We start from the raw sequence: 21,249 nt of genomic DNA on the forward strand, positions 1-21,249 counted from the left end.
TCGGTCGAGCGGACTTTGCGGCTACCTGTCTAGATACTGTCGCCACGATGGAGCCGACAGTGACGCCAGCATTCCAAACCTACCATGCCAGAATGATTCGGGTGCTCGATTATATCGGATGTCATCTCGACGATCAGCTGGACCTGGAAGCATTAAGTAAGGTCGCAGCGTTCTCGAAGTTCCATTTCCACCGGCAATTCACGGCGTTCTTCGGACTGTCAGTTCATCGTTACATTCAGCTTAGCCGAATGAAGCGCGCTTCGTTCCGGTTGGCCTATCGTGACGATCAGAGCGTCACGCAGATCGCGATGGATGCCGGCTACGATGCCCCCGATGCTTTTGCCCGCGCTTTTCGGCAACGGTTCGGGCAGTCACCGTCATCGTTCCGAAAATCTCCTGACTGGGAGACGTGGCTTACTGCCTTCGGGCCTCTCATGAATGCGAGAAATAAGCTCATGCAACAGATTTTCAACAGAAGTGATGTGACCATTCGAGAGGTGTCACCCATTCGGGTGGCGATCATGGAGCATCGTGGGCCTCCCGCCACGATCGGGACGACCATTCAACGGTTCATCAGATGGCGAAAAACGGTCGGGCTTGTGCCGCGGAGTAGCGAGACGTTCAACATATTTCGTTGCGACCCGCAGGCCACAAACCCAAACGATTACAGACTGGATTTATGCGTTGGGACTGAGCGGGTCTTCGAAGCAGGCAATGAGGACATTTTGTCCAGCACCATTCCTGGCGGGAGGTGTGCCGTCTTGCGGGTCGTAGGTCATACCGACGATCTGGAAACCGCTGCTCTCTATCTTTACCGCGACTGGCTCCCGCAAAGCGGGGAGGAAGCCCGCGACTTCCCCCTCTACTGCCAGCGCATCGCATTTTTTCCAGAGGTACCCGAGCACGAAGCGGTTGCAGACCTATTTCTACCGCTTAAATAAAAGACTGGAATGGCCGCCTGCACCTTCCAGAATTAAGCAGGAGATAAGCCAGCTTATCGCGCAAAATCCCTGTCCGTTTAGTCCTTGAGGGAAGCAGAACTCTGCTTACGCCTTCGATATGTTCAGATGCCGACCTCTCCGTCAATTCCGAGACGGTTCAAGCACAACACCTGATTTGAACTCCGCCGCTCATCTTACGCGTAACCTTACCCATAAGCCCGTCCTCTCGCAGGTCGGATGACAGCTTATCGTCCTGTCCGAAAAATGGTGTCCACCTCTGTATGTGAAAAAGGGTATGTTTACACAAAACCCAGCATTATGCCTGACAGGAACAGTGCTGTCAGAACAAGTGAGAGATAGGTCAACACCATCCCAAGCCCTCGCAGAGGTGGCATCATTGCCGTACATGCCGATAACGTGGAGAACTTGCCCGCAGACAAGTGCGATGCCGATACTCAGTGCAGGCCATAGGGAAGCGGTTTCGGCTTCGGTCAGAACGAGGCCAATCAGGCAGAGACGAACATTTCGATGAAGTTTCCCTGCGCCCTGATACGGCGATGCAGCGGTTGATCGGGGCTGTCCCCGATCATATCTCCTATCTTCACGCGACGTAGAGACACGGGAACAGAAAGCCCGATCAAAGCGACTGAGACAATGGCGATAAAAAAGGAACTGATGGGAAGGTGAGGCATGTATTCAGGGCTCGATTGCTTGAGGCTCCGCCAAAGCGGAGCCTCTGGTTTGCTCAGTCTGAGACGATGTCGAACGTATTGCCGTCCAGATCCAGGAATGTTGCGTAACGGATCTGCGGGAGTTCATAGCGTTTGACGAGCGTTGCGCCGATACTGAGCAGGTGCTGACTTTCATGGTCGAGATCAGATGTTCTGAGGTCGAGATGTACGCGATTGCGCTGTATGGGAACCTCTTCGATCTTCTGAAACTGGATGAGAGGAAGATCGGGCGATGGAGCCAGTTGGACGATCTGGCCATAATCATTGCCAATCGCTAGTCCTAGAGCCTTGGACCACCATGCTGCGAGCTTCTGCGGATTGGTGGTATCGATAGTGACAGCGTGAATTTTCATGATCTGTTTCCTTGTAACGGGATCGGCCCGAGCGGCAATGAACTGCAAGGGAGAGGCAATCATGGTGATCCCTCCAGTTGCCCCGACCAGTGCTCGTCGCGTTACCGGTTCAGCGCGCTCTGTCGATGATCGATCCACCATCGGGTGTCAGAGAATATCCCGTCATGAACTGGGCATCCTTGCTGGCCAGAAAGAGAACCATAGGGGCAATGTCTTCTTCCGGGGAACCATAGCGACCAAGCGGGTTGGTGGCTGGCGGCACATTGGCCTCTGGTCCCCAGGTTTCGGCGACGGGGAGAACATTGTTGACAGTGATCTTGTCACCGGCCCATTCACGCGCAGCCGTTCTGGTTAGCGCACGCACGGCCTCCTTTGCCATATTGTAAGGCCCCATACCTGCAAGGCCGATAATCCCGGCCATCGAACCAAAATTGATGACACGCCCAGTGCCGCTGGCCTTGAGATGAGGATAGGCAGCCTGCATGAAGTGCAGGTAGGCGGTTGGTCCCATGTCGAAATTGCGCTGAAGCTGCTCAGTCGACAGATCAAGGATCGACGAATAGGCGACGGTTGCATCGAAAGCATTGTTCACAAGGATGTCGAGACCGCCATAAGCCGCAATCACCTTGTCCACGGCTGCCTTGATCTGGTCCGCATTTCCTGCGTCGGCAGGAACCGCCAGAGCGGTGCCGCCAGCAGCTTGGATATCGGCAACAACTGCATCGACGCCAGGCGGTGTGCGTGACAGCACGGCGACCTTGGCGCCTTCAGCGGCAAACAGTTTGGCGGTGGCGCGACCGATGCCACGGCTGGCGCCTGTGACGAGTGCGATTTTTCCTTCAAGTCGTCCCATGGTCATTTCCCTTTGGTGTTTAAGGTTTTGCTGTGTCAGCGCGTGCAGGCCATGGCGTATGGCGACGGGACCGCACGTGCAGTGTTCTGGGTCGTGAAAGACGCGGTCAGCAGCACCAGACCGATCAAAGCGGGCAAGGCACCCTGAGGTTTCCGAACCCCGAGATGTGCCGATCCGGACAGGAGCAGCTGAAAGAAGATACCCGTATAGGCCAGATCGCTCAGGGGAATGCTGATCCGTGAGAGGATTGCCAATGGTCCCAAAATCTTGACCGCGATCATGAGCGGCACGAGGTATGGTGCTGGATAGTTCAAGTCCGCCAGTGTCTGTCGAACCCACGCGGCTTTGGTCAGGTACAGGGTCGCAGAACCGAAATAGAGCAGCGACAGAAGGATCGTGCTGATCCAGTAGAGAAGGGTTGCGGTCATAACTGTTCCCGATCGCATCGTGCTTCGATGAGATCATCGGCCCGATGTCACGCTGTATTCATACGCTCATTGGGTCTGACGCCACGAGCGTGTATAAGATTTGATCCTCTGCATGAATTGTCGCAAGTAGGATGAATTACTGACAGTAAGTATGGAAAGTATGACTAATGGCTGACGATGACTTCACCATGCAGGACGAGATGCGACGCGCTTTCTCGATGCTCTCAGGCAAGTGGAAGCTCGAAATCATGTGGCTGCTCAACCAGCGCGTTCATCGATTTGGCGAATTGCGCAAGGTGATACCCGGCATCACCCAGCACATGCTGACCGCCCAACTCCGCGAACTGGAGGCAGATGGTCTGATCTCCCGCACGGTGTATGCGGAAGTCCCCCCACGTGTGGAATATGAAATGACCGCCAAAGCACGGGGTCTCGGGCCAACCATGGAGGCACTGAGCGCGTGGTGGCTGGAGTATGGTAAAACCGTGCCTCAGAAAGCGATCACTCGGGGGCGGAAGAAGCAGAGGTTAGAAAAATAAAAGATCGAAAGGTTTTTCTCAGCGCACCACACAAATCCTGCGTGAAATTTTTGTTCGATTTCGCGTGATTAACAACTGCGAACATATATGCATTGTTTGATGAGGTTTCTTCATCGAGGCATTGAACGAATAGGGGGAAGAAAAGTCTGCATTAAGCGCTATTTTCGATACCGTAATGTGAACGCCCTCTGCATGGAGAATGACAATGTCGAGAATTATCGTCATCGGTGGCACGGGCCATATCGGAACATATCTTGTGCCAGCGCTTGTCGATCAGGGGCACGACGTGGTCAGTGTCAGCCGGGGACTGGCCAAAAGCTATATTCATAACACGGCCTGGGATCGCGTCGAGCAAGTTGCGGTGGATCGTCAAGCGGAAGAAAAAGCTGGCACGTTTGTTAACCGCATCGTCGACTTGAAACCGGATATCGTCATCGACCTTATTTCGTTCAATCTGGCCAGCACCCGGCCACTGGTTGAAGCGCTCCGTGGTAAGATCGAACATTTCCTGCATTGCAGCACGCTCTGGGTTTACGGCCACACCGCCGCAGTACCAGCGGGTGAGGACGAGCCTCTTAATCCCTTCGGCGAATACGGTATCGACAAGGCTGAAATTGAAAAATGGCTTATGCACGAGGCGCGTACCACTGGCTTCCCCGCGACAATCTTTCGCCCCGGTCAGATCGTTGGCGAAGGATGGACCCCGATTACGCCCCTCGCGAACGACAAAGCAGCCGTTTTTTCCAAAATGGCTCGTGGTGAAGAAATCGTCCTTCCCAATCTCGGACTGGAGACGGTGAACCATGTTCACGCGGCCGACATTTCGCAACTGATCCAGCGTGCAATGACAAATCGCAGCGTTGCAATTGGCGAGACGTTCAACGCAGTTTCAGATACGGCGCTGAACCTGAGAGGCTACGCGGAGACGATCTTTACGTGGTTTGGTTTCGAACCGAAGATTGCTTATGCTCCCTATGAGGAATGGATGAAGCTGCAGCCCACGCCAGAAGAAGCCCATCACTCTTGGGAGCATTTCGCGCGGAGTTCGTGCCTGTCTATCGAAAAAGCTCGCCAGAAACTCGGTTATGAGCCTGCCTACAGCAGCATAGCTGGTGTCAAGGAATCAATTGCGTGGCTTATCGAGAACGGCAGGGTGGAAAAGCCCGAGGCTTGGGGGTGATCGTCCCCCCAAATTCACGGCTTGATTGCTCTCGTGATCACTACGCTAGCGTTTGAAGAAAAGAAGATTGTGGCGTGTGCCAGCAGGAACGATTGAAACCCAAAATATGTCCGTAGCGCGCTCCCAACTCACCGATTTTGCCTACTTTCTAGCCGTCGCCAGACATCGCAACTTTCGATTGGCCGGCCTGGAAATGGGGGTGAGCCCCTCGGCAATCAGTCATGCGTTAAAGGGGCTGGAAGCAAAGCTTGGCGTGCGTCTCGTCAATAGAACGAACCGCAGCGTGACGTTGACCGCCGCAGGTGAAGAGTTCCGTGATTCAATTGAAGTGCCGCTGAAAGATATCGATCAGGCCGTGGAACGGCTGAACAAACATCGTGATTCCCCCCAAGGACGCATCCGAATTAACGCGCAGGTGGATGCCGCACACACGATTTTACCCCCTGTTCTGGCACTCTATGCAGAGCGATATCCCGAAATAAAAATCGAAATTGAAGCTACGGACCGTCTGGTAGATATCACCCATGAGGGGTTCGATGCCGGTATCCGTGTCAGTGGCACCGTGCCGGAAGACATGGTGGCGCAGCGTATTTCAGGCGATTTACGGTGGATTATAGCAGGAGCTCCAGCGTATTTTGAGCGGTTCGGTATCCCACAGACACCGAGCGACCTTAAAAATCACCGCTGTATCAACGGGCGATTAGGTGACGGACGTATTTATCAATGGGAATTCGAAGGGCCTGATGGCGAGTTCTCAATGTCAGTCCCGACCCAGTTTGTCCTGAATGATCGTCCCACGATGTTGGCCATGACGTTGGCTGGCTCTGGTCTTATGTATTGTATGGAACCCGTGTTTTCCCCCTACCTGAAAAATGGCGGGCTTCAGATTGTACTTGAAGAATGGGCTGCCCGAGGTGAGGGGTATCAAATCTACTACTCCAGCCGAAGACAGGTCCCTCTGGGTTTGCGCCTGTTGATCGATCTTATCCGGGAAGTTCGTCCCTTAGGTTTGTAATTCACACATGAATTCAAGACATCTCCCGGTAAACATGCCCGTCATGTGAGGATGCGGCCCTTCGTTTTTCCATGATTATTTAAAAGCCCATAAACATGTTGATAAGCAGTTTCAATTTCGACAGGAATGTCGACATGTGGGATGAAGCCTCGTCCCAATGGTCCGTAGCCGTTTTCGTCGTCTCGTAACCGGGGAATTTCTCCCATAATCAGGGACAAAAATCGCTCAGGGCTCCACAACCCAAACGGTAACTCCGCAGCATATGTCGTGATCCCGTCTTGCGTCTGGAGACGAGGCACAAAGGTCGGACAGCTATAAAAAACGGCTTTACAGGACGCGTCCTGCCAGACCTTCTGGAAGGTCACGAAAGTTCGTAACTGCATCGTCGGATCCTGAAAGAGGATGATCGTCCGGGCTTTCTGCTCCAGTTCCGAGAGAAGAGACTTCGTAAAGACTGCGTTCTCACCGCAGTTAGTCGAGCGTGTTTCCAGAATCAGTTTTTCTTTTGGGAAATTCTAGGCCTGAGAAGCCAAAGCACCAAAAATTTCAGATTCTGATCGGTTCTCCATGTTTTCTTTTGGCAGCAGGTTTTCTGCTCTGACGCGCTCCACAAGAAGCATGGTCGAGTGCCCAATCCCGCCGGAAAAAACCAGGGGACAATTTGCGTCCAGTGCCGCTTTGCAAGCAGCATGAGCCGTTTCAAGAATGGCATTCCCCGCGTGAACCACCAGATCGACTGGCTTACTGTCAGGCTGTGGCAGGACAGTAAGCGACAAAAATGCCGCTATTGCATTGACGGCATGAATATCACTCTGCGTTTTCAAGAAGCTACTGAACTCGGACATCTGATGCTCTTTTCTCGTCGAAAGCTCCACTAAACAGGACATAACGTTTCATCCGCAATACGCGCGATTCAAGAAAATGCCCCCAACAAGCTGCTTTTCATCCGTAGGAAGTATCTGATGGTATCCCTGCCTTCACTGCTGGCTATTCCCAACCCTTACGACACGAAAAACCGGTAGTCCGATTACGCCTACATGTCAGACCTCCCAGCGAGTATGATGCTTCTCCGAAAGCCGACATTTGGTAAGCGAACCGCCATAGACCAAGGCTGAAGTCCGTATGACCGCAGATCTTGCCACGACAGCAGTACGACGCGCTATTGCCTTGCGTCAGCGGCCACTAGGCTGCATCCATGCTGCGACCGATCTTCCTGAATGGGCTGAAATCTGTGAAGGTAAAAAAGCCATCGAGATGTATGTGAACAATTACAATCTCGACACGGCTCAGTCGAAGAGTCTTCAGATCACCATTCACTCCGTTAGCTAAAGAAAGTCTGAGAATGCCCAATCCGTGGAAGGGAACTGACGGCTTTCTGTTTTTTGCGACGGACCGGTTTGTGGCCGTAGCCGCCACGATGACCTGTGGATGGAATTTTATTTCGCCAACCGGTTGGTGCGCGCATACGGCGGCACCTGCGTCCAGAGAGTGGCTGATCGAGAATATCGATCACGCCATGAGGACAAGTGAAGATCTCCAAGACACAGAAATCTTTCACGATTGTAAGCAAAGAAAGGCACTGCAGGCGCTTGGCCTGAAGAGAAATGATGCCCTATGGGCCGAGATCCGCAGGGCTTATAAATATCGGACGCCAGCCAATGCGCGCGCGTCCACCTGGATGGTCGCTGTGAGCCTTGAAAAGACCAGAAGCAGAATACAAGTTGCAGCGATTATCAAACACCGCAATGGCACCTGGGAATCATGGGAAAGTCCCCACACGTCCAAACGCATCTTCCTGCCTCTCGATGCGACCGCAGAAGACATTACCGACGCGACACTGAAGATGCTGACCCTGAGCACGCTGCGGGGTCTGACAATGCAGGAAGCCGCCGAAAACCCTGCGACGTGAGGGAGCTCTTGTTTTCCCACATATGTTTTGAAGCGCTATGTCTGCTCTCGGAAAGACACCCTGACCTAAAAGCTATGTGTGAGGACACCGGTGACGTCCGCTGTCCTGCTATTATTGTCAGATAGCCGACCTTCCGTTTACCCCCGCTTTACTGACGAAGCACAGCCATCAATCACAATGATGTCGTTGGGCGAGACGACTCTAGTTAGTGATCCGGCTCGGTGTCAGTGTGCATATCGTCGCTCAGTTCACGATTGACCCATATCCATAGAAACAGACGAGAGTGAGCTAGTTGTTCATTCGATCTGCCTAATGCGATGCTGTTGCGTACTGCTTTGGCGTAACCCCGAAATGTCGACGAAACTGATTGATGAGGTGGCTCTGGTCATAAAAGCCAACGCTCGTCGCCGTTTGCGCGGCACTTACGCCTCGAGCGAGAAGGGTTTTGGCGTGACCGAGCCGGATTTGTGTCAGGAATTGATGGACCGACAGTCCAGTCGCTGTCCGGAAACTGCGCATGAGATGATATTGGCTAATCCCAACAGCCGAAGCGACCTGATCGATGCTCAGATGTCCGTGAAATTCGTCTGCGAGAAATGTCTGTGCCTTCCGGATATCGGCGGGACGAGATTCAGCTTTGATTGATCGCCCTGTACGCTCGCCATACCGTGCGATGATATGACCCAGTGCTTCATAAACGGCGCATTGCCGCTCAAGCGGATCCTGAGACTGTGAGGCGAGCAACGAGGCCTGTAAGAGCCTATCGGCGAGGTCCGTGTTCTGGCGGAGAAGGTCGAGTCCAAAATCGAGGTTGCCCGCCCCCGGCAAGATATCTGCCGCTAGCATGTCGATGAACGGGGCAGTTGGGTAGAAAGCGCAGTAATCCCACCCGAGATCGCATTCCACGGCTTCGCCAGTATGCACTTCCCCCGGTGGGATAATCATGACGGTACCTGGCTCAGCGACGCCTTGATAGCGCGCAATGCGGTGTCGTTGAGCGCCGCGAACGAATGCGGCAATGACGAATTCATCATGCGAGTGCGCGGGATAGCGATAATCGAAGCAGGATGCCCGCAGCACATCCATCCCACCCTGCAGACTGGAATCACGCCACAATTTCAACCTGTCTCGGGGGTTCGCCATCGTTCCTTCATCCCAATCTGTGCCCTGTGACGCATCAGAGCAGGATTTTCCAATCCTGTCCCGAATGCATCGATTATTCAGGATACAGATTATTACGGAGATGAGCGATCAGACATGAATGAGATTTCATCTCAGCGCCCTTTACGCCAGAAGACTATCGGCATTCTCGGCGGCATGAGCAATCAGGCGACTGGCGAATATTATCGGATGCTTAACGAGCAACTGAACCAGCATTTTGGTGGCTGGGATAATGGCGAGATCATCATCGCATCGGTTAATTTCGGGAACATCCAGTCTTTCGTGCGTGAAGATCGCTGGGAAGAAGCCGCGGCCTATCTGGAGGACAAGATCCTGCGCCTTGAAGCGGCAGGTGTTGATGTCATCGCCTGCGTCTCCAACACTATGCACCGCGTGGTCGAGCCGGCCATGGCGGGACGCACGACTCCGTTCATCCATATCGCTGACCCGACCGGCGAAGCCATACGCAAGGCCGGGATAGCCCGCGTAGCTTTGCTAGGTACGATGCCGGTTATGCAATCGGGAGCGCTATGCAAACGCTATCGCGAGAAATTTGGTGTAGAGGTGATTGTCCCAAACGAAATCGACAAGGAAATTGTCGATCGCATCATCTTTGACGAACTGGTTCGTGGTGACCTGAGGCCAGAGTCCAAGGCCGAATATCTGCGTGTAGTTGAAGCGCTACGGGCAGAGGGCGCGGAAGGCGTAATCCTGGGTTGCACCGAGATATTTCTGCTTATCAACCAGTCAGATTTTCAAGACTTCCCTGTCTTCGATACGACCGGTCTGCATATTCAGGCCATCGTAGACTTTGCTCTGGCAAAATAACTGCTCACCGTGGCCTGTGAAGAAACGACACTGACATTCAGGAGAGAGTAATATGCACATGATTGGCCTCATCGGCGGTATGAGTTGGGAAAGCTCGGCAGAATATTACCGCATCATCAACGAAGGCGTTCGCAATAAGCGTGGGCCGACGGCATCCGCACCCTGCCTGCTCTGGTCTTTCGACTTTTCCGAGATCGAAGCGCTTCAGCATAAAGGGGACTGGGAAGGCCTGACCGGAAAAATGGTCGATGCGGCGCAGCGGCTCGAAGCGGGGGGAGCCAAGGTTCTGCTGATCTGCACCAACACCATGCATCGCATGGCTCCAGCGGTACAGGCGGCGGTCAGCATTCCGCTCCTGCATATTGCTGACCCAACGGCCGAGCGGATCAAGGCGGCAGGTTTTTCGAAAGTTGGCCTACTGGGAACGGCTTTTACAATGGAGCATGATTTCTACAAAGGTCGTCTGATCAACAAGCATGGTCTCGACGTTATCGTGCCAAACGACGAGGATCGTGCGACCGTTCATCGCATCATCTACGAAGAATTGGTGGCAGGCCAGATCAAGGAGTCATCCCGCGCAGCCTACAAAGCAGTCATTTCCCGTTTAGTCGAAGCGGGTGCAGAAGCCATCATTCTGGGCTGTACCGAAATCATGCTGCTGGTACGCCCCGAGGACAGCAGTGTACCGATCTGTGACACCACAGCGCTCCACGCTGAGGCCGCAATAGAGTACACACTCAAAGATTGACGATTTCGCATCCGTTATACGATTGACGCACCAGCAAGTCAGGTCAGGGAATATGAGAATGAAACCCGTCTGGGCACTGTTCCTCGCGATTTACCTTCTGGCCTCACCCGCTGGTGCGCAAACGATCAGAACCGATTATCCCGCTTGCGACCTGATGGCACAACGTGAACTTGTCGGCTCTGTTGGAGCCGAGATCATGGATCCGCAACAGGCGCATATTGCGGAACGCGCTAACATCCTTCAGGCGGACATTGGCACCGCCCGCAGGGCGCGCCGCATCTCACAACGACTGGCCGATCGTCTGTGGCGCAAGGTTGAGGCTGTTCGTACGAATACGAACCCCCTCAAGCGCAATCAGACATTTCTGGGCGCGGCAGAACGCACATCTTATGACCGACAACTTGATAGCATTGCTGGCACGTTATGCCGCTGACGGTATGGAAATTAGAACGTCTAAAGAAGCACTATTTTCCGTGATAAGCGGACCTTCGGGTTCCCCCCCCCCCTGACCTGCCTGTCTGTTCTACATTGTGGGAGCAGACAGGCAGCAGACGCCCACATGTCGGACATTTTAACAGGCAATTACTCAGCGTTTAGCCGACATTAGGGTATAACAATCTCGCTGCCAGTTTTCACTCTATCTAAGGCAATGAGTGAACGATAACTGGATACAAAATCATTTTGAGCGAATATACGACGCGTTATTTGTTCATAGGATTTTACGTCAGAGGTTACAATAATCAATACAAAGCTAATTCCTCCTGTGACATAGTAACACTGCTGAACTTCAGGTGTCGATTTGAATACGTTTTTTGCTGAATCAACAGTTTCTATGCGCTCATCCTTTAAGTGAACTTCAACTATAGAGGTAATGTTCATATCAACAGCATGCACATTCAGAAGAGCACAATTTTGCTTGATAATGCCGCTCTTCTCCATAGCGGCAATACGTCTCTGCACAGCCGCCGCTGACAGATGAACATTCTCTGCAATGCGCCGCTGTGGTGTTTTGTTGTCTTTTTGAATAATGCGCAGAATTGCTCTGTCAAACTCATCCAACTGCTTCACGGTGGTCTTTTTTCTCATAAGCGAGTTTTTGTTGCATTTTTAAGGTGAATCAAGAGCACAAAAATCAATTCCTCGATGATACGTCTCTCTTTAAGGGGAGAACATCGTGCTCGATACGGAAACAGAAAATCGCTCTAAGACAAGCTATAATATCCCATTGGGCACTTTATGTGGTGTTGGTGCGGGTGCTTTGTGGGGCTTGGTATTTCTTGCGCCTGAACTGGTGCGTGATTTTACTCCTCTTCAACTGGCTATTGGGCGCTTCCTAGCCTACGGGATCATTGCCTTTTTTGTTATTATGCCTCGCTGGCCCGTATTGAAATCACGCCTAAAAAAGCAGGATTGGCGCGCCCTCTTTTGGCTCTCTTTATTTGGAAATACTTTATATTATATTCTTCTGTCCAAGGCGGTGCAAAGTGGCGGTATAGCATTAACGTCTTTGGTAATAGGATTTCTTCCTGTAGCTGTTACGATTATTGGAAGCAGAGACAAAGGGGCTGTTTCCTTAACATCGCTTTTGCCATCTCTTCTTCTGTGCGGTGCAGGTGCAGTTTGCATTGGGTGGCAAGCTCTTAAAGCACCTGAAGCGACGCACCAAACAAGTATGGGGCTCTTATGGGCGATTACCGCACTTTTGTCTTGGACAGCTTATGCTGTTGGAAACAGCCGCAGTCTCGTGCGTCTAAGCACAGTTTCAGTCCATGACTGGAATCTTCTGATGGGTCTTGTTACCGGAGCTCAAGCCGCCTGTCTTGTCCCCATCGCGCTACTCAGTGGTCACTTGGATCACGACCTTATGTCGTGGAGTTGTTTCGTTGGGGTCTCTACGGCAGTCGCAATTATTGCTTCTTTCTTGGGTAATGCTTTGTGGAACAAGATGAGCCGCCTTCTTCCTTTAACTATGACTGGGCAGATGATTCTTTTCGAGACGCTCTTTGCTCTCATCTACGGGTTTCTGTGGGAAGGTCGGTGGCCTCGCCCCATCGAGGTCGCTGCATTTACGCTCATTGTTTGTAGTGTAATGACATGCGTATCAGCTCATCGAAAACATCATCGCACGTTCAGTAACGCTGCGATGCAATCATCCCGGAACGGAGTATAAAATCGTGGCATCTATTTCGTTCGAAGAGTTCATGAATATAGATATTCGTGTGGGCACAATCATGGAAGTTAATCCATTCCCAGAGGCGCGAAAACCAACGTGGAAGCTGAAAATCGATTTTGGAGTTGAGCTCGGAGTAAAAAAATCAAGCGCTCAAATTACAGGTTTATATAAATCTGATGATCTATTGGGTCGGCAAGTTACATGTGTCGTGAATCTCGCACCTCGACAAATTGGACCTTTTGTCTCGGAGGTCTTAACGCTTGGATTTCTTGATATCACAAAAAACGTCGTTCTGGTTGAACCTGAACGACAAGTCCCAAACGGTAGTCGGTTATTTTGACCGACAAGGCTTATTTGAAGTGTCCGATAGATCCGAAGCGGACCAACCGCTTTCCCCCGCTGAACTGCCTGTCCGCTCAAGGAATGTGAAGCGGACAGGCGGCAGACGCCTACATTAAAGACATAGCCGCAGCATTTGGTAGTTCAGAAAGCAGACATTTTTGAAAACAAAATGCTTTGAAACCAACATTGAAAAATTAGATATTATGAATATCGCGAAGCATTCCATTCCGAGTTACTTCGTCGATCCCGTATCCATAATCCAAACTAGAAATAAAATCACTGCTTGTTTCGGATAAATCTATTATTACATAGTCCATCCTTATTATTTTCAATATTTCATCAAAATAATTTCTTAATCTATCCCTCGATTTTGCAATTTTATCTTCAATTTTATGAAAACACTCTCCGTTTTGAGGAACGAATTTCTGATCAATATGAGATCTATAATTATTTAATAAATCTGGATAGAAATCTTTAAAAGAAATGAGGTGGCTAAGTTCAATCGAAAGCTTTTGGAATAAATCATATAATTTTTCATTATATAGATGAAAGTCGCTACTCTTGGTCACATACTCAATAGATTGAGCAAATTCCAGTGTGGCGCGGCTCATCATGTTTGGTATCTCATTGAGGCATTTACCAAAAAGGCCAACATCAATATGGCGAAAAAACCATTCTATCTGTCTAGTATCTCTAATTTTTTTTATTTCTTCTTCAGATTTTCCATCGATTTCATGTGGCTTTAAGGGATTTTTTTCGATAATAGTAGAGATTGCTAATTTTATAAGATGACAAAAATTTTTCGTTTCAATTTGGCAAACGATGCCATTGTCTTTTATTTTATATGTAGAAATTCGTTGTCGATCAAAGTCAAAAGGAATCCCTGAAAAATTAGCGATTCCTTCATTAAATAATAGTATAATTCTGCCCCATCCAATATAAGCTGCAGCAAGTCCAATCTCGAACGTGACGTTTGGATTTGGAAAACTCTTCGACTGGTCATTTTTTACTAGTACCGTAGTAATATCGGCGATAAATATATCGCATTCACGAATTTTATTCGCAATGGTCTGCGGTATATTAGGTGCTCCGGGCTCATTTAGCGTTGCTTCGTCTCGTTCCAACATTAATAGAGAAGTTTCTTTTATATTCTTTATGGCATTGTCAATGGCTTTTCGTATTTGTTTTGTGTTAACATTTTTTCCTACGTCACTTTGCCATGAAAAAAATATTTTCATCATTTTCTCGCATTTTTTTGTTACAATTGTATGTTTTCTAGGTGTCTCACACGTTATGAGGCAGAGCAAATGCTGCAACAGCAAGGTACATTATAGATCGTTGGACCTGCAACTCAGAGTAGATACGAATTTATTAGGTGTGGGCACACATCTCTTCTCAAGCCGGACCCTCTGCTTTCCCCCTGAACTGTCTGTCTGTTCTAAAATGTGGAATCAGACAGGCGGCAGTAGTTGCCACGACCAATAGGCGTTACTCAAGGCCCTTTTGCTTCCTGTCTGCCGCATGAAGCTTGTCGATGTCCGCCGTTGAGAAATTTACTGGCAACGAGGCTTGCGTTAGGTCGTCCGAGAATATGTCCATACTGGCGATGAGTTGGAGGAACCAGATGTCGATTTCGGTACGCTGTTCCTTGAGGCCAAGGTGAGTAACGCGATTAATGCTGAAAGCAAGAAAATCGGCGATTTGAATTGGCGGCTCCAAGTGCGATTCGGCATATTGTCCGTCGTAGAGATCGCCCCATTCGCGAAATAAGGTATTCGCAATCGGTTTGCCGGGCTTAGCCCGCCCAGCCAGCATCGATACGTAAGGTCAGCGGTTCCGGTGGACCGGGCATCCGATGCTTGACCTTCGTAAGGAGAAAGAAAAGCGCCTGTCCATCCCTTTCCCTGAGGTCGAATCCATCCACGCTGAGGTCGAAACGGATTGCGTGATCCGCTAAGGTGCGGTCGTCGACCGTCTGCACCTGCACAGGCCATCGGTGCATCCGGTAAATTTCAGCAAAGAACTCAAAAATCTTGAGGTTAAGCTCTCCCGGTGCATTTCTCCATTCCTTGTTGCGATTGTAGATATCGACAAAGTGAAATTCGGTCGGGCTGATATCGAGCAAGCTGGGCATTTCAGCGAGGCAATTTACTATATTTGCGCGGATGCCATCGACCGCATGGTCCGGAAATTCGACCGCGACGTAGGTACTGCGCGCTCCGGTTACGTATTTCGAAGGGGTGGCCGTGATCGGCCCGTAGGTGTCGTCGATTGCTACGTGCATGGTTACTGTGTTTCCTCCTTCTCTCCAGACGAAAGAACGATGCATTTCTATAAGTATCGCAAATAGTTAAGGTCGAATTTGTAATGACCAATGGGCGAACGTCAGCTGACAAAAACTTACTCATCGAAAGGAGCCCACCCACGATAAGGCGGCAGCTGTCATGAGCGCGAACGATGTGTATGGCTGCTTTCGGCTATTGCTTCCCGATAGCCGACATTCCGTTTTCCCCCCCCTATAGCGGCCCTTCTTATTCCTTCTTAAATCCTACGAATGGCCGGACCTTCTTTTCAAAGCAGTGCTTTACATTCGACATCAGCCCCTCGACATGCGCTGTCAGTGCCGTCCGGTCCCCCTCAATCCGCTCTGCCACCCGCTCCCGCACAACATCATTCTGACCGAGCAGCGCCCCGGCATAACCGACTTGCCGTCCGGCCTCGGCATCAGCCAGGGCCGACAAAGGCACAAACTGGACCGGCACGTTCAGGGTCTGGCCTTTCGTCCGGCTGGCATCCGCCTGAAGCCCGAAGACTGGCAGAGCTGAAGATGCCGAAACTGAGAACGATCCCGACTGACTGAAGCTGCCGGATAGATCCATCGTCACCGGCCCCGCAATCATGGCCACGACCGGATCTGACGTCTGCTGCGCGCACTGGAGCGCCCGGACGTTGGCATCGAACTGGGCGGTCTGATCGGCCGTCCAGTGCTGCACACCTGAGACACTGACGACGCCAGCCTTCGTCAGATCCGCCTGCACCCCCGCAATGGCCTGACTGATCGTGACGGGCGATACGGATCCGGCTGAACAGGCCGAGAGAGCCAGAAGCCCGCAGAGCCACAGCGCCCTCATACCAGCGTCTCCCCGCCCAGACCTGTCCAGGCCTTCGTGTTCGGGTTCCACATCGCCATGACACCCTGAGCGCCAGAGCCGATGGCCTTATCGGTCACGACCGCGCGCTGCCACGCGGCAGGCGATGCTGGTAGCGTGGCAAAGGTGTAGGCGTTGTACGCCAGAATTGCCGGTTCGACCGCGAGAGTCGCCTGATTCTTCTGACCGTTGAACGCAATGAGAGGTGACTGCCATGCCGACCGGTCTGACGTCCCTGCGAAAAGCTCCAAATCGGGATAGAACTTTCCATTGGTGTTCGTGTAACCCCGAAGCATCCAGTAACGTCCTTCAGGATCGTCCTGATTTGTCCAGAGAAGCGCGCCGATCGTCCCGGACCCAGACCGGCCGTCGAGGTTTAGCGCGTTGGACTGGGTCGAACCACTTCCGTCAGGGCATTTATATGCGGAAATAGACGCAGCAGATCCATCCGCGTTGGCAAGGATCAAACCAATCGGGTCGTCGGTCATAGACGTCAGGATGAAGAAATTTTCTCCGAAATATCCTTTGTCTATTCCAACCTTAACGACTTTCCCGTCAGGGAAACCGAGCGTGAATAAGCCTCCGTTATCGTCGAAAGATTCTTGAGCGGCGACGATGGCGGGAAGATTATATTTACCCGATGCATCTTTGGTGTTGTCGATCAAGAGCGGGAAGTAATTCGCTCCGTTGGCTGCCGTGTATCCGAGCGCAGCATTGACCGTCGCGGCCGTGACGTTGGCATCCGATCCAGCAGTTCCCGGCGCACCTTGCGGGCCGGTGGCGCCTGTCGCTCCCGTGTCCCCCTTCGCCCCGGTCGCGCCTTGCGGACCTGTAGCGCCGACAGCACCCGCTGGCGCTTCGAATATCGCCGGAGCGGTGGTCGTGCCATCCGTGAGCGTGGCGGTCAGAGTTACCGTCGACGGCTGGCCTGCCGTAACTGCCCCCTGCATGACGTTGATCGACCGGATCCCGGCACCCTGTGTCCCGCCCGAAGACAATGCCGCAATCCACTGACCGATGGTCTGGGCTTTGCCGCCTGACGTGACATTCAGCCCGGAGCCGTCTCCGGAATACGTCCCGGCCGTCACGCTCTCGAACGACGGCGTGCCCACGGGAGCGGCGTCTTCTGTCGCCATCACGACGCGGCCGTTCGAGGAATACCCGGAGGGCAGTGCCTCGATGCCGGCAATCAGCACCTTGCCGTTCGTCAGGGTGTCAGCCGGGAAGTCACCGGGCGGGGCGGTTGCCACGGTCAGCGCCGTGATCTGAAGGACAGCCATTACGGAATAGACGCGGCCCTGCTGGGTGGTGATTTCAAAGAGGATCTTCTGTGCCGTGTTCGGCTGCCCGCTGGCGAGGAACGCCACGACCAGTGTCCCGGCCACGGCAGACCACATGACCTTGAGGTCATAGTCCCCGTCCGTGGCTGTGGTGACGACGGCGGAGCGGATCGCGGTCAGCGTGTCGCCTGTGCCGGCCAGCAGGGTGGAGAAATCCAGCACATAGTCCAGGCAGTCGGCCGAGGCCTTTGGCGTCCACATCACCTGGGCATACAGACCGGTGCAGGACTGGAGCGTCACCGTCCGCAGTGGAGAGGGCGTGAGATTGTGGATCATGGTCATGCGGCCCTCACTTCTGCCAGAAGGGCGTCGAAGTCCTCACCGGTCGGGGCCGTACCGGGAATGCCCAGCCAGTTCTCCCGCGACAGCAGGCCATAGGCTTCATCCGCAATCCGCGTGAAGGTGCTCCACGGCATGAAGGTGCGCGTGCCCCAGGTGTTGAAGAACACGCCGTCCGGGTTGTAGCCGACGAGCGCGATGGCATGGCCGCCCGCAGGCGTATGGTCGGAGATGGCCTCCCAGTCCCAGGTCTCGCCCAGACCCAGATCGAGGAAGCCTTGCGGCACCTGCACACCCGCCAGCACGCCGCCCAGATAGGCGATGGCACGGCGGATGCCCACGACATCGGTCGGCGCGATGGAGCCATAGGCGGTCAGGTAATCGCGGGTCTGTCCCGGCCGGAGCAGGCCGTTACGGCGCCAAGCGTTGAGTTCGTCCAGCAGAATGGTGCCCGGGTCGTATCCGGTTTCGGCATTAAAGCCCGTCAGCGCCGCATAGTTGGCCAGCACGGTTTCGGTCGAGAGCATGACCAGCGATTGCGCGGCCTTCGTCCAGGTCGCCACCAGGGCCGCGTGAGCGGCGAAGGCGCAGCAGCCGAAGCGGTCATTGCCCCACATCTGATAGGGCACGTTCTGCGACCAGTCCCGCGCTTCGGGCACGGCCGGCAGACGCACGGCCAACACCCGGCCGAGGCGATAGGTGCGCGGGTCATGTTTCGGGGCGCGCTTGCCCAGTTTGTAGGTCATGGATTTTCCAATAAAAAAGCCGCCCGGTGAGGGACGGCTGCTAACAAAAAGGTTTTCAAAAATAGATAGGAACAACGGGACTTTGTTTGGGCCAGAAGATTGGTATCGTTATTTTTTAGGAGTAGTAAATGGAAGGTAACATGGAAGACATAATTCTCTCCTATGATGAGATGGCTTCGTTAAGAAGTTTCCTCATAGCTACAGTTTTTAACTTTTTTGACGCCATAGAAATGGAAACAATTGGATATTATGATTCTAGAGATATATTAACTACAGCAAGTAACATATATTCCATCATAAGGTTTGATATAAAAGAATATAAAAATCCATTCTCAAGTAAAGATTGTGATATTATAAAAAATTGCATTCTTCATGGTCAATATGGATTGGGAATATATTCGAATCTCAAACAGTTAATCGATTATGAAACGTGCGATTTTAGTGAGGTTATGGATAAATTATATCTATACATAAAAGAAAATATTCATCCTTAGAGCCTTCTTGGAAATTTAAGGATGAGCGTTTCTACGCAGAATGATCTTAGGCTCCGGACTCATGGCCAGAACATGCCGACCAGCAGCCAGATTGCCGCGCCACAATCGCGACGCGGCAGAGGCCCAGCATCAGACGCCCTGATAGATCCGGGCGCGGATCAGCTCCGGCGACTGGACCGGGGCGGCATAGGGTGCGGCCGTGACACCGGCCAGCGCCTCGACAAGCGGAATCATCGCCTGAACGGTCTGCATGTAGGTGGCAGCCGAGGGCGAATAAACCTTCACGATCGGGGTCGCGATCGCCAGCAGGGTTTCGAGATCCGTGCCGAGAGACTTGGTCCAGTCCTTGCCGGTCGCCACGGTGATGGAGCCATTGGAGTTGGCGGCGACCTGTGCGGTCACGCTGCGGATCTGCGCGACCAGGTTGTCGAACTTGGCCTTGTCACTGGCGGAGAGATGGCTTTCCAGTTCAGGAATGCCCTCGATCGCCTGGACGGCATAGGCGATGGCCGTGGCGTCACTGTTGAGCGCGGCCGTGTTGAAGCTGGCCGTCGTCGGCGTGGTGGTGCAGGCGGCCGTGGAGCCGAGAAGAAGGGCACCGAGGCTGAGGGCGAGAAAGCGATTGCGCATGATGTCTCCAGACATAAAAAAACCGCCTCAGAGGGCGGTGGAAGAAAAAGCGGTCTGACAGGCGGGGCCTGCCTCCTTCGGGTCAGGCGTTCGGCTTGGGAGGCGCACCAGCCTTGGGATGGGTGGACGCCGGATCGAGGCCCAGCTTGCTCGCCTCGATCATGCGGCTGGCCTCGGCCGGGATCATCAGGGCCTTGGCATCGGGCTGATAGGCGTTGGTGTTCCAGCCCTTCGACTGCGCCAGGGCAGAAACGACCTTGTAGAGCAGCGACAGCCTGCTTCCGGCCGCAGGAGGTTTCCAGAAGCGCATGGCCAGAGCGGCCGCTGCGATCAGGAAGGTCAGGATCGAGACGATGTCTCCCGCCGCCTTGGCCGGCAGGTACGGCAGGACCGTCTGGAACAGGGTTGTCCAGTCCATTTTCAGTTCTCCAGATATGAAAAAACCGCCTCGGGGGCGGTTGTTCTAAAAGATTGAGATCAGGGGGCGCTTACTGCAAAGCCGCTCCAAGCTGTACGGGATACCATTTCCCGTTTTCGTAAATGACGGGCACATGGTCATCGCTATCGTTGATGATCATTCCTTCAGCCGGCGCTGTGAAGTTCAGAATGACTTCTTTGGAATAGCTGGAGATCTGCACCGGGACAGTGAATTTCGCACTGTCGAGTGTCAGGTCGAGCGCGGCCTGGTAGACGTTTTTGCTGGCAAAGGCGAAGGTGAAATGACCGCCGGCATAGTCCACCCACACTTCGGAGTTGCCTTGCGTGGCATCGATCCTGGGCGTGCCGTCCGGATTGAAGCCGTTGATCCCGGCATTCCAGGTCCTGAAATGATACCCATCGCCCATTTCTTCAAAATTGCGATTTGCCCACATCAGCCCCCGGTTGCCTGAACTGTCATCGATGCCGTTGACCTTCATCGGAGCCGCCGTCGAAGACGCCTTATAGACATTGTCGATGAACTGGAGCCCTTGGTCGGGATCGATCCGCAAGCCGTCGACGACATCCCCATAGCCATAGCGACCTGACGATGCCGGGGCCGTCGCATGACCCTGTGTTGCGGCCAGGGTCGGCGTGCTGGTCTGCCCGTTGGCGAACGATGCGACTGTCGGGCAAAGACCTTTTTGAGAAGACATAACAGCAGAAGCGCTTGCAGGGAGGTTCACCGTATCAGCCATGCCCGCCGACAGCAGATCCACCGCAATGCGGGAAATACTCTCGGAATCAGTGTCATTGCCAATAGAGTTGGTGTCTGCCGAACTGGAATACTGGCCGACCATCCAGTAGTTCGGAAGCGCATCTACGCCGCCGATGGAATGGGCTGCCAGATAGTGCGCCAGCGCCATGGTGTTTTGACGCATGATCGTATCGTAACCGTACTGCGGAGAGCTGCCATCCTGCTGGAACGGGGTA

27 protein-coding genes and 1 pseudogene are annotated in these 21,249 nt (G+C 52.9%); 12 read left to right on the forward strand and 16 right to left on the reverse strand.

All coding sequences use genetic code 11. From position 1 onward, the window contains the following. The first annotated feature begins 59 nt into the window (after window positions 1-59). Window positions 60-941 (forward strand): AraC family transcriptional regulator, encoded by an 882-nt coding sequence (locus HKD28_RS14255; RefSeq protein ID WP_194268888.1) that lies wholly within the window; start codon window positions 60-62, stop codon window positions 939-941. 745 nt (window positions 942-1,686) lie between these two features. Here HKD28_RS14255 and HKD28_RS14260 read toward each other — a convergent pair. The 3 genes from HKD28_RS14260 to HKD28_RS14270 form a co-directional block, all read right to left on the reverse strand. Beyond that, window positions 1,687-2,025, reverse strand: a complete 339-nt coding sequence (locus HKD28_RS14260; RefSeq protein ID WP_194268889.1) for a VOC family protein — start codon at window positions 2,023-2,025, stop codon at window positions 1,687-1,689. A gap of 109 nt (window positions 2,026-2,134) precedes the next feature. Beyond that, the gene (locus HKD28_RS14265; RefSeq protein ID WP_194268890.1) at window positions 2,135-2,878 is read right to left on the reverse strand and encodes an SDR family NAD(P)-dependent oxidoreductase; all 744 of its coding nucleotides are present in this window, start codon (window positions 2,876-2,878) and stop codon (window positions 2,135-2,137) included. Between the two features lie 35 nt (window positions 2,879-2,913). Next, on the reverse strand, window positions 2,914-3,306 hold the full coding sequence (locus HKD28_RS14270) for a DoxX family protein (protein WP_194268891.1): 393 nt from the start codon (window positions 3,304-3,306) through the stop codon (window positions 2,914-2,916). A gap of 167 nt (window positions 3,307-3,473) precedes the next feature. Between HKD28_RS14270 and HKD28_RS14275 the strand changes: the two genes are divergently transcribed. The 3 genes from HKD28_RS14275 (at window position 3,474) to HKD28_RS14285 (ending at window position 6,040) form a co-directional block, all read left to right on the forward strand. Further along, window positions 3,474-3,845 carry a winged helix-turn-helix transcriptional regulator gene (locus tag HKD28_RS14275; RefSeq protein ID WP_194268892.1) on the forward strand — a complete coding sequence of 124 codons (372 nt, stop codon included), beginning with the start codon at window positions 3,474-3,476 and terminating at the stop codon, window positions 3,843-3,845. A 205-nt stretch (window positions 3,846-4,050) separates the two neighbouring features. Continuing rightward, the gene (locus HKD28_RS14280; RefSeq protein ID WP_194268893.1) at window positions 4,051-5,025 is read left to right on the forward strand and encodes an NAD-dependent epimerase/dehydratase family protein; all 975 of its coding nucleotides are present in this window, start codon (window positions 4,051-4,053) and stop codon (window positions 5,023-5,025) included. A 76-nt stretch (window positions 5,026-5,101) separates the two neighbouring features. Beyond that, complete coding sequence (locus tag HKD28_RS14285; RefSeq protein WP_328750696.1) at window positions 5,102-6,040, forward strand: LysR family transcriptional regulator; 939 nt, start codon at window positions 5,102-5,104, stop codon at window positions 6,038-6,040. 41 nt (window positions 6,041-6,081) lie between these two features. On the opposite strand, the pseudogene HKD28_RS15810 reads toward HKD28_RS14285, so the two are convergent. Both HKD28_RS15810 and HKD28_RS15815 read right to left on the reverse strand, forming a co-directional pair. Continuing rightward, a pseudogene (locus HKD28_RS15810) lies at window positions 6,082-6,540 on the reverse strand (YdcF family protein); the annotation flags it as partial. 15 nt (window positions 6,541-6,555) lie between these two features. Continuing rightward, on the reverse strand, window positions 6,556-6,885 hold the full coding sequence (locus tag HKD28_RS15815; protein WP_235993516.1) for a hypothetical protein: 330 nt from the start codon (window positions 6,883-6,885) through the stop codon (window positions 6,556-6,558). A gap of 277 nt (window positions 6,886-7,162) precedes the next feature. Here HKD28_RS15815 and HKD28_RS14295 point away from each other — a divergent pair, with 277 nt between their 5' ends. Next, the gene (locus HKD28_RS14295; protein WP_194268894.1) at window positions 7,163-7,369 is read left to right on the forward strand and encodes a hypothetical protein; all 207 of its coding nucleotides are present in this window, start codon (window positions 7,163-7,165) and stop codon (window positions 7,367-7,369) included. Window positions 7,370-7,439: 70 nt separating this feature from the next. Beyond that, complete coding sequence (locus tag HKD28_RS14300; protein ID WP_194268895.1) at window positions 7,440-7,949, forward strand: hypothetical protein; 510 nt, start codon at window positions 7,440-7,442, stop codon at window positions 7,947-7,949. A 309-nt stretch (window positions 7,950-8,258) separates the two neighbouring features. Here the strand turns inward: HKD28_RS14300 and HKD28_RS14305 are convergent, their stop codons facing one another. Further along, window positions 8,259-9,092 (reverse strand): helix-turn-helix transcriptional regulator, encoded by an 834-nt coding sequence (locus HKD28_RS14305; protein ID WP_194268896.1) that lies wholly within the window; start codon window positions 9,090-9,092, stop codon window positions 8,259-8,261. A gap of 114 nt (window positions 9,093-9,206) precedes the next feature. On the opposite strand from HKD28_RS14305, the gene HKD28_RS14310 reads away from it, so the two are divergent. The 3 genes from HKD28_RS14310 to HKD28_RS14320 are packed head-to-tail and all read left to right on the forward strand — an operon-like array spanning window position 9,207 to window position 11,119. Next, a complete protein-coding gene (locus HKD28_RS14310) occupies window positions 9,207-9,938 on the forward strand; it encodes an aspartate/glutamate racemase family protein (protein ID WP_194268897.1) in 732 nt (243 codons plus the stop codon). Window positions 9,939-9,996: 58 nt separating this feature from the next. Then, entirely contained in the window at window positions 9,997-10,686 is a 690-nt protein-coding gene (locus HKD28_RS14315) for an aspartate/glutamate racemase family protein (protein WP_235993518.1), read from the forward strand. 58 nt (window positions 10,687-10,744) lie between these two features. Continuing rightward, a complete protein-coding gene (locus tag HKD28_RS14320; RefSeq protein WP_194268899.1) occupies window positions 10,745-11,119 on the forward strand; it encodes a hypothetical protein in 375 nt (124 codons plus the stop codon). 170 nt (window positions 11,120-11,289) lie between these two features. On the opposite strand, the gene HKD28_RS14325 is transcribed toward HKD28_RS14320, so the two are convergent. Beyond that, complete coding sequence (locus HKD28_RS14325) at window positions 11,290-11,754, reverse strand: Lrp/AsnC family transcriptional regulator (protein WP_328750703.1); 465 nt, start codon at window positions 11,752-11,754, stop codon at window positions 11,290-11,292. A 106-nt stretch (window positions 11,755-11,860) separates the two neighbouring features. Between HKD28_RS14325 and HKD28_RS14330 the strand changes: the two genes are divergently transcribed. Together HKD28_RS14330 and HKD28_RS14335 are read left to right on the forward strand one after the other, a co-directional pair. Further along, on the forward strand, window positions 11,861-12,856 hold the full coding sequence (locus HKD28_RS14330; RefSeq protein WP_328750705.1) for a DMT family transporter: 996 nt from the start codon (window positions 11,861-11,863) through the stop codon (window positions 12,854-12,856). Window positions 12,857-12,860: 4 nt separating this feature from the next. Further along, window positions 12,861-13,199: a tRNA-binding protein gene (locus tag HKD28_RS14335; RefSeq protein WP_194268901.1), complete on the forward strand. Its 339-nt coding sequence runs from the start codon at window positions 12,861-12,863 to the stop codon at window positions 13,197-13,199. 196 nt (window positions 13,200-13,395) lie between these two features. On the opposite strand, the gene HKD28_RS14340 is transcribed toward HKD28_RS14335, so the two are convergent. From HKD28_RS14340 to HKD28_RS14365, 6 genes are all read right to left on the reverse strand, one after another. Next, on the reverse strand, window positions 13,396-14,442 hold the full coding sequence (locus HKD28_RS14340; RefSeq protein ID WP_194268902.1) for a TIR domain-containing protein: 1,047 nt from the start codon (window positions 14,440-14,442) through the stop codon (window positions 13,396-13,398). Between the two features lie 247 nt (window positions 14,443-14,689). Beyond that, entirely contained in the window at window positions 14,690-15,016 is a 327-nt protein-coding gene (locus HKD28_RS14345; RefSeq protein WP_194268903.1) for a DUF3800 domain-containing protein, read from the reverse strand. After that, window positions 14,997-15,485: a hypothetical protein gene (locus HKD28_RS14350; protein WP_194268904.1), complete on the reverse strand. Its 489-nt coding sequence runs from the start codon at window positions 15,483-15,485 to the stop codon at window positions 14,997-14,999. The genes HKD28_RS14345 and HKD28_RS14350 overlap by 20 nt, the downstream gene beginning before the upstream one ends. Before the next feature lie 247 nt (window positions 15,486-15,732). After that, window positions 15,733-16,332 carry a hypothetical protein gene (locus HKD28_RS14355; RefSeq protein ID WP_194268905.1) on the reverse strand — a complete coding sequence of 200 codons (600 nt, stop codon included), beginning with the start codon at window positions 16,330-16,332 and terminating at the stop codon, window positions 15,733-15,735. Then, window positions 16,329-17,966, reverse strand: a complete 1,638-nt coding sequence (locus HKD28_RS15955; RefSeq protein WP_207729010.1) for a collagen-like triple helix repeat-containing protein — start codon at window positions 17,964-17,966, stop codon at window positions 16,329-16,331. The genes HKD28_RS14355 and HKD28_RS15955 overlap by 4 nt, the downstream gene beginning before the upstream one ends. Window positions 17,967-17,968: 2 nt before the next feature. After that, window positions 17,969-18,715: a C1 family peptidase gene (locus HKD28_RS14365; RefSeq protein WP_194268906.1), complete on the reverse strand. Its 747-nt coding sequence runs from the start codon at window positions 18,713-18,715 to the stop codon at window positions 17,969-17,971. 128 nt (window positions 18,716-18,843) lie between these two features. Here HKD28_RS14365 and HKD28_RS14370 point away from each other — a divergent pair, with 128 nt between their 5' ends. Beyond that, a complete protein-coding gene (locus HKD28_RS14370) occupies window positions 18,844-19,209 on the forward strand; it encodes a hypothetical protein (protein ID WP_194268907.1) in 366 nt (121 codons plus the stop codon). Between the two features lie 129 nt (window positions 19,210-19,338). Here the strand turns inward: HKD28_RS14370 and HKD28_RS14375 are convergent, their stop codons facing one another. From HKD28_RS14375 to HKD28_RS14385, 3 genes are all read right to left on the reverse strand, one after another. After that, a complete protein-coding gene (locus HKD28_RS14375; RefSeq protein ID WP_194268908.1) occupies window positions 19,339-19,839 on the reverse strand; it encodes a hypothetical protein in 501 nt (166 codons plus the stop codon). Window positions 19,840-19,921: 82 nt separating this feature from the next. Continuing rightward, entirely contained in the window at window positions 19,922-20,257 is a 336-nt protein-coding gene (locus tag HKD28_RS14380; RefSeq protein WP_194268909.1) for a hypothetical protein, read from the reverse strand. 70 nt (window positions 20,258-20,327) lie between these two features. Next, on the reverse strand, window positions 20,328-21,249 hold a 922-nt coding region (locus tag HKD28_RS14385; protein WP_194268910.1), incomplete at its 5' end, for a hypothetical protein.

The organism is Gluconobacter cadivus (assembly GCF_015244745.1).
GTDB classification, from domain to species: Bacteria; Pseudomonadota; Alphaproteobacteria; order Acetobacterales; family Acetobacteraceae; genus Gluconobacter; species Gluconobacter cadivus.